The organism is Frankia sp. CcI156, from assembly GCF_001983015.1.
In the GTDB taxonomy this organism is placed as follows: Bacteria; Actinomycetota; Actinomycetes; order Frankiales; family Frankiaceae; genus Frankia; species Frankia casuarinae.
Map to the genome: position 1 here is coordinate 94,744 of NZ_MOMD01000032.1, position 7,117 is coordinate 101,860.

Annotated in this window: 4 protein-coding genes and 2 pseudogenes; 4 read left to right on the forward strand and 2 right to left on the reverse strand. The window is 67.8% G+C overall.

Going from position 1 to position 7,117, the window contains the following annotated elements; all coding sequences use genetic code 11:
• Nucleotides 1–205 precede the first annotated feature (205 nt).
• The 3 genes and pseudogenes from CcI156_RS13425 (at nt 206) to CcI156_RS13435 (ending at nt 4,474) form a co-directional block, all read left to right on the forward strand.
• Nucleotides 206–1,129, forward strand: coding sequence for a MurR/RpiR family transcriptional regulator (locus tag CcI156_RS13425; protein WP_254847413.1), 924 nt, complete (start codon nt 206–208; stop codon nt 1,127–1,129).
• A 639-nt stretch (nt 1,130–1,768) separates the two neighbouring features.
• Nucleotides 1,769–2,560 (forward strand): annotated as a pseudogene (locus CcI156_RS13430) (RNA-guided endonuclease TnpB family protein); the annotation flags it as partial.
• 711 nt (nt 2,561–3,271) lie between these two features.
• Nucleotides 3,272–4,474 (forward strand): cytochrome P450, encoded by a 1,203-nt coding sequence (locus CcI156_RS13435; RefSeq protein ID WP_011436398.1) that lies wholly within the window; start codon nt 3,272–3,274, stop codon nt 4,472–4,474.
• A 90-nt stretch (nt 4,475–4,564) separates the two neighbouring features.
• Here the strand turns inward: CcI156_RS13435 and CcI156_RS13440 are convergent, their stop codons facing one another.
• Nucleotides 4,565–5,101 carry a DUF1003 domain-containing protein gene (locus tag CcI156_RS13440; RefSeq protein WP_035941686.1) on the reverse strand — a complete coding sequence of 179 codons (537 nt, stop codon included), beginning with the start codon at nt 5,099–5,101 and terminating at the stop codon, nt 4,565–4,567.
• Between the two features lie 149 nt (nt 5,102–5,250).
• Here CcI156_RS13440 and CcI156_RS13445 point away from each other — a divergent pair, with 149 nt between their 5' ends.
• Nucleotides 5,251–6,081, forward strand: coding sequence for a PhzF family phenazine biosynthesis protein (locus CcI156_RS13445; protein ID WP_076805987.1), 831 nt, complete (start codon nt 5,251–5,253; stop codon nt 6,079–6,081).
• Nucleotides 6,082–6,189: 108 nt separating this feature from the next.
• Here CcI156_RS13445 and CcI156_RS13450 read toward each other — a convergent pair.
• A pseudogene (locus CcI156_RS13450) lies at nt 6,190–6,468 on the reverse strand (IS607 family transposase); the annotation flags it as partial.
• Nucleotides 6,469–7,117 lie beyond the last annotated feature (649 nt).

The following is a 7,117-nucleotide window of genomic DNA, read 5'->3' on the forward strand; positions in this document are numbered from 1 at the left end:
CTCCTCGCTTACGGCAGACGGTCAACGGGCTCAGCGGGGGCAGGGCTGAGAGACGGAGACAGAAGGAAACATCCTCTTAACGGAATGCATTAGATGGATAGAATTTTCATACAGTATGATTTCTACCAAAGGAACAGATCTTCATCCGGCCCGTGCGGCAGATGACAGCGCACCACCGGCAAGCTGGAAGCCGAAAAGCGCGAGGATGGTGACGACGTTGGGAGAGACCATGACCGGACCGACGGCCGTCGAGACGATCGACGAGCCCGCCCAACCCACCCCCGGGCCGGGCGGCACCATCGCGCACCTACGCGCCTGCCTGCCGACTCTCACTCCCAGCGGTCGCAAGATCGGCCAGCTGATCCTCGACGACCCGAGGGAGATCGTTCACCTCACCGTCACCGATCTCGCCGACCGGACCGGCACCTCCGTCGCGACCGTGGTCCGGTTCTGTCAGGATCTCGGCCTCAAGGGCTTCGCCGACCTCAAAATTCGTCTCGCCGGCGAAGCGATTCCTCCCGAACKCGGCCTCCACGAGGCCGTCACCCACGCCGACTCCCCTGCCACCATCCTGGAAAAGATCCTCCACAGCACCGAGTCGGCTCTGTCCGAGACCACCCGCACCGTCGACCGCGCGGCATTCACCCGCGCGGTCGACGCCCTGCAATGCGCTGACCGGGTCCTGCTCATCGGCGCGGGGACGTCCGCCCCGCTCGCCCAGGACGCCGCCTACCGCTTCCGCACTCTCGGCCTGCTCGCCGAAGCCCCCGCCGACGCCCACGTCCAACACGTGGCCGCGCGCCTGCTGCCTCCCGCCTCCGCCTGCCTGGCCATCAGCCACACCGGGCAGACCCGCGAAACCCTGGCCGGCGCCGCCGCGGCGCGCGCGGCAGGGGCCACGACCATAGCCCTCACCAGCTTCTTCCGATCCCCCCTGACGAGGCTGGCCGACGTAGCCCTCGTCGCCGGCAGCAGCGAAACAAACTATCGAGTCGAGGCCATGAGCAGCCGCATCATCCACGCGACGGTCCTCGACGCCCTGTTYGTGGCCGTCCACCTCGCGCAACCCGACCGCGCCCAGAAAGCCCAGGAACTCACCGCCGAGGTACTCACCGAACACCGGATCTGACACCCGAGATCACGGAGGTGAACCCGCGGAGGGTGACGGCGAGGGTGGCCATGGCGAGGGTGGCCATGGCGAGGGTGGCCATGGCGAGGGTGGCCATCTCCTGGTCCGGTACGGCGGTGATCTGATCGTTCTCGTTGACCGGAAAACGGTCCAGCGGTTGGCTGGTTATACACGGTCGAGACGGCCAGCGAGACGGCCAGCGAGACGGCCACGGCAGGCCGGCGGCGGTAGCGGCGGTCCTCTCACCCCGCRCTGACCGCACGAACTACGCAGACCGTGTAAACCGTGCGCCGGCCTCCCACCGCACCCGCTCCTGCGGTGACCACGATCCTTCGACTGGCCTTCGGYCGGCGAATCTGGGACCTGACCTCGTGAACGCTCGTGAGTGTTGGCGGTCATCACGTTCGCCGGCCGTGTTGTCCTCGACCGGGCACCCAGCGTCCTCGACAGGGCACCCCGCCGGTTGGCCTTCCCCTGGTAGGACACTTACGAGGAGACCTACGCGGAGCCCTCATTCAGGACCGGCCTCGGCGGGTTGATCACGTGCTACTTCTCCGTTCGGGCCAACCCGACGGGCACCGTGTTCAGGTGKACGAAGGACGACCGGCGTGAAGGCGTTGCGGGCGTACCGGTTCGCGCTCGACCCGAACAACAACCAGCGTGCCGGCYGACGACCGGCATGTGAAGCTGCCCCGGATCGGCCGGGTGAAGGTCCGCGAGCCGATGGGCGCGCTGACCGGGCGGCTGGCGAATGGTCGGGCCCGCCTCCTAGGCGCCACGGTGTCGCGCACGGCCTGCCGCTGGTTCGTATCGTTCACCGTCGAGGTCGAGCGGGAGGTTCCCACCGGCCCGTCACGGCGGCAGCGTGCCGCCGTGACGGTCGGTGTCGACCTCGGGGTGCGCCACCTCGCCGTCCTGTCGACCGGTGAGACCGTGGCGAACCCGAAGCCGCTGGCCCGGTCGCTGCGGAAGCTGCGCCGCGACGGGCCGCACAAGCTCACCACCCGGCTCGCGACGTCCCACGAAACGATCGTGGTGGAAGACCTGCCCGTGGCCGGAATGGTCCGTAACCGCCGCCTCGCCCGTGCCGTGTCCGATACCGGCATGGCCGAGGTCCGCCGCCAGCTCGCCTACAAAACCCTCTGGTACGGATCGACCCTGGTGGTCGCGGACCGCTGGTACCCCTCGAGCAAGACCTGTTCCGGCTGTGGCGGGCGAAACCCAAACCTGACCCTGCCGGACCGCATCTTCACCTGCCCGTCCTGCGGGCTGGTGGCCGACCGCGACGCCAACGCCGCGGTCAACCTGCGTCACCTCGTCGCCGCCAGTACGTCGGAGACGATAAACGCCCGTGGAGCCGACCGTAAGACCCACCCTGGTGGGCGGGTGGCTGTGAAGCGGGAACCCGGCACGGCCATGGCCGGGAAGAGCGTCACCCGCACCACCGAGGTGGCATCCGGCGGGAAGTACGGCGGGACACGGCGGGACACGGAGGGACACGGAGGGCGTCCCGGTCGGCGTGAAATCCTTCACGCGGCACGGAAGGGCGCGACACGTGATTCCCGTCGCGATCGCCTTGCCGGGTCTGCCGTAGACCATGACGGCGAGCTTCCGAAAAAGCGCCGTGACCACGCTCGGCGTGAACGCCCCGCCCACCAACTGACACAATTGGGTAGTCAGATCACGGCCCGCTGCTGCGCCCCGGAGGGCACGAATGAGGGCACGAATGAGCCGGCCCTCCCAATCCTTCCGGTAAAGTCGGACGGGACCCGGACCCGGACGCGGAGCGTGAAAAGCGGAGCGTGAAAAGCGGCCAGAACCGTTGAGGAATGCCGCCGAACCCGGCGGGCCGTCATGGCCGGGACCGTCACGGATTCCCCGCGCAGGGGGCATCATTGCCGGCTCACAAGTGGTTGCAAGAGGTTTCAGGCGTCCGGCCGACGGCTTCCTCCGATGCCACCCGACTCCGCCTCGAGCCGTTACCCGAACAAGCCAGCCGCAGGGGCGGCGGCGGCGGCTTTCCCTCGCATCCACCAACGATTCGATAGGCATCAGCAGCACTCCATCGCCGCACCGGTCAGTCATGACGGCCCTGAAGCCGCGCCCCGGCCGGTTTCCGGAGTGCCCTGGGAAGGAGAATCCATGGCGGATCCCGTGGTGACCGACGTCGGGACGTCGGCACGCAAGATCGACCGCGAAGACCCGAACGGCGGATGCCCGGTCGTACAGGGCGCCGACGGCGTATGGCGGATCAGCGGGTACGCCGCCGGGCAGGCGGTGCTGCGCAGCTTGGAAACCAAGCAGGCCGGCCTCGGTATCGACGCATCTAAGGCGATTCCCAAGCGGATCCGCCGACCGGTGCTGCACAGCGACGGCCCCGAGCACCGGGAACGCCGCCGGCTGACCGCACGATTCTTCACTCTACGCAGGGTCGACGAGCACTACCGCGAGCTGATGCACCGCGTCGCCGACGAGCAGATCGACCGGTTGCGCCGCGAGCGGAGCGTCGACCTGTCCGAGCTCAGCTTCGCCCTCGCCGTCGAGGTCGCCGCCGCGGTGATCGGCCTCACCAACAGCCGCCCCGGCATGGCCGCCCGCCTGGAACGGTTCGCCCAGGGAGACCTCGGACCGCCGAATGTCACCAGCATCCGCGGCATCAGGCAGTTCATCCGGCAGAACCGCCACGCCCTCGCCTTCTACCTCGCCGACGTGCGCCCCGCGGTACGCGCCCGCCGTCGGCGACGCACGGATGACCTCATCTCACACATGATCGACCAAGGCTGCACCAATGCCGAAATCTTCGCCGAGTGCGTCACCTTCGCACCCGCAGGAATGATCACCACCCGGGAGTTCATCAACGTCGCCGCCTGGCACCTGTTCACCGACGACACACTGCGCGCCCGCTACCACGACGCTGACCAGACCGAACGGATCGCGATCCTGCACGAGTTCCTGCGCTTGGAACCGGTCATCTCCACTCTCAAACGGCGCACGACGGCCGACATCCAGCTACCGGGCCCGCACGGCCCGCTAACGATCCCAGCCGGCGCCCAGATCGACATCGCGGTGAGCAGCACCAACATCGACACGCAGGCCATCGGCGCCGACCCGTACACAGTCCGCCCCGCCCGCCCGATCGGCGACGGCGTGAGTCCGGCGGGGCTGAGCTTCGGCGACGGCCCCCACAAATGCCCCGGCGCACACGTCGCCATCCACGAAACCGACATCTTCCTGCACAAGCTGTTCATGCTCGACGGCCTGCACATGGCCAGCCCACCCCAGGTCACCCTCCGGGACGAGATCGCGGCCTACGAGCTGCGCGGCCTCGTCGTCACGCTCGACTGAATCGTCGCGCTCGGTTGACCCGGCCCCACACGCCCGGCGCCGGGCACCAGGCACCGGATTCGCGTCGTCGCCGACGATGAACCTGAGGCGTCACGACACTCCCGGATCCATCACTCCCGGACCCATCGGCTGGGCCTGGCCGTTACGGATCTCCGCGCGGGCGTGCGCGACGAGCTCCTGGACGTCCCGTTCCACCTCGTCGGGGTCAAGCCCGAGCGCCCGCCCGATGTGGACCGACCACACCTCGGACCGCAGGTTGGTCTCGAAGTCGAGTTCGGCACGGAGGTTCTGCCGGGCGGCCTCACGGTTCTGGCTGACCATCACGAACGTCGATAGGAAGATCGCCTCCAAGCTGACGATCATCGTCAGGAGGCCGAACGGGTAGCGGTCGAAGACGGCGTCCTCGCCGAACACGCCCTCGTTCAACAGGATCCAGCCGCCGAACCAGACCGCATGCAGGTAGACGAAGGGCAGCGATCCCGCGAAGGAGGTGATCAGATCCGCCCCGCGGTCCTGCGAGGTGCGCATCCGGGCGAAGGCGATCCGCTCGTTGGAAATACGCGGATGCGGGCGGCCACCCGCTTCGGCGTGACGGGGTCGGCCATGGGTGTCGGCGGAGGAACTCATGCCTTCATGCTGATATGCACCCGGATGCGTTCCCGCGCCGGCCCGCTCCTGGTGACGCTCCATCGCCTCCAGCCGCCTGGCGATCGGAATCCAGGAATTCCTCACCTGCATCCGCGCGGTCAGCCGGCGGCCCGCGGGACACTGGGCCGATGCCGCGTCCCTTCCAACAGATCGATGTCTTCTCAAGATCCCCGTATCAGGGCAATCCGGTAGCCGTCGTGCTCGACGGATCGGGACTCGACCCGGAGGAGATGCAGCGGTTCGCCCGGTGGACGAACCTCTCGGAGACTACCTTCATCCTGCCGCCCACCTCATCGGACGCCGACTACCGGGTCCGGATCTTCACACCCGGTGCCGAGCTGGCCTTCGCAGGGCATCCCACGCTGGGTACCTGCCACGCCTGGCTGACCACCCGGCCTCCGGCCGAACGGGGCGATGTGGTCGTTCAGGAGTGTGGTGCCGGGCTCGTTCCCGTCCGGCGGACCGCGGACGGACTCGCGTTCGCCGCACCCCCGCTGCGACGCTCGGGGCCGGTTAAGGAGGCCCTCGTCCAGCGCATCGGCACGGCGCTGGGCATCGCCCGCGATGACATCGTGGCCGCCGAGTGGGCGGATAACGGGCCGGGATGKATTGCTGTTCTACTCGACAGCGCCGAGGCGGTCCTCGCGTTGCAACCGGGCATCGTCGACCTGCATCTCGGCGTGCTCGGCCCGTATCCGCCCGAGTCGACCKAGACGTTCGAAGTTCGGGCCTTCTTCCCCGTGAACGGCACGACGAGGGAGGATCCGGTAACCGGAAGCCTCAACGCGTCCGTCGCCCAATGGCTGCTCCGGACCGGGCGAGCGAGCGCACCCTACACGGTGAGCCAGGGAACACTGCTCCACCGGACCGGACGGGTGCACATCTCCGCTGATGCGGACGGCACGGTCTGGATCGGCGGCGACACGATCACCTGCGTGTCCGGCTTCGTCGAGCTATAGGTTCCGTTTGTAAACGAACCGACCTGCGCTGGCATACCGGCGCAGGTCGGCGAGCTGGGCGTCGTTCCGGGTCAAGAGCGAACCCGATACGCCTGGAGGACCCTCACGGGCTTCCTCGACGGCGGCTGCGACCGCGCGCCGGACCCGGTCCGCGGCGGCCTCCCGACCATACAGCCGGAAGCACAGCGACGTCAGGATCTCGGTCACGTCCCCGACCAGATCGTCATCCACCCCGGCGGGGTCCTCATCCACCCCGGCGGGGTCGACGACCAGCAGCCGGCGGCCGGACGCGGCAAGGTCGGCGTCGACATACTCGACGCCGAACCGGCCGAACCGGTCGCGATACTCGACAACGATCGTGGCTACCTGCGTGCCGCGTAGCAGGGCATGGCCCACTATAGCCTGCCAAAGTACATTATTAAGCGCTGAGTCGTGCAAACTAAAGTACACCCTATGGAACGCGAACTAAGTGACGGAACGGTCGAAGGCATCRCCATCAACCCCGAAACAGGCGAAGAACACCCGTTCCTGCGTCGCCCAGGCCGACGCACACGGGCCGTGGTCTATCCGCCCTTTCGGTCCTACGGCGTCGAGGTTCGGTCAGGGACGCGGCCGATCTGGSTCTATCTGCGGCTATCGAAGTACCACCGGGATGGCGCTGATGCGATCGAGCGTCACCGCATCGACCTCACGCGGCTACTGGCCGGCCACGTGGGGCGATGGAAAATCGCTGGTGGTCGGCCGGTCGACGTCGGGCTGCCTTGGTGCCGTAGGTGGAGCCCGTCTTCTAGTGTGACGTGGGGATCTTCAGGCACGTGGGACTGCTGCTTCGAGCGCGACCTTTAGACTCTTTGATCATCTGATCCCCCCGGTCGGCCGCCTGGCAGGGCCCCGGCAAAGTTGTCGGTTAGCAAGCAAGGCTCTTGATCGTCTCTAGTGGTCGTTCGGGGCGCCGCGCGTGGTGTCGGATTGCCTGGGCGATGTTCGTGGCGCCGGTCAGGCGAAGGATCGCGATCGCCAGGTTGCGCAGGCTGGC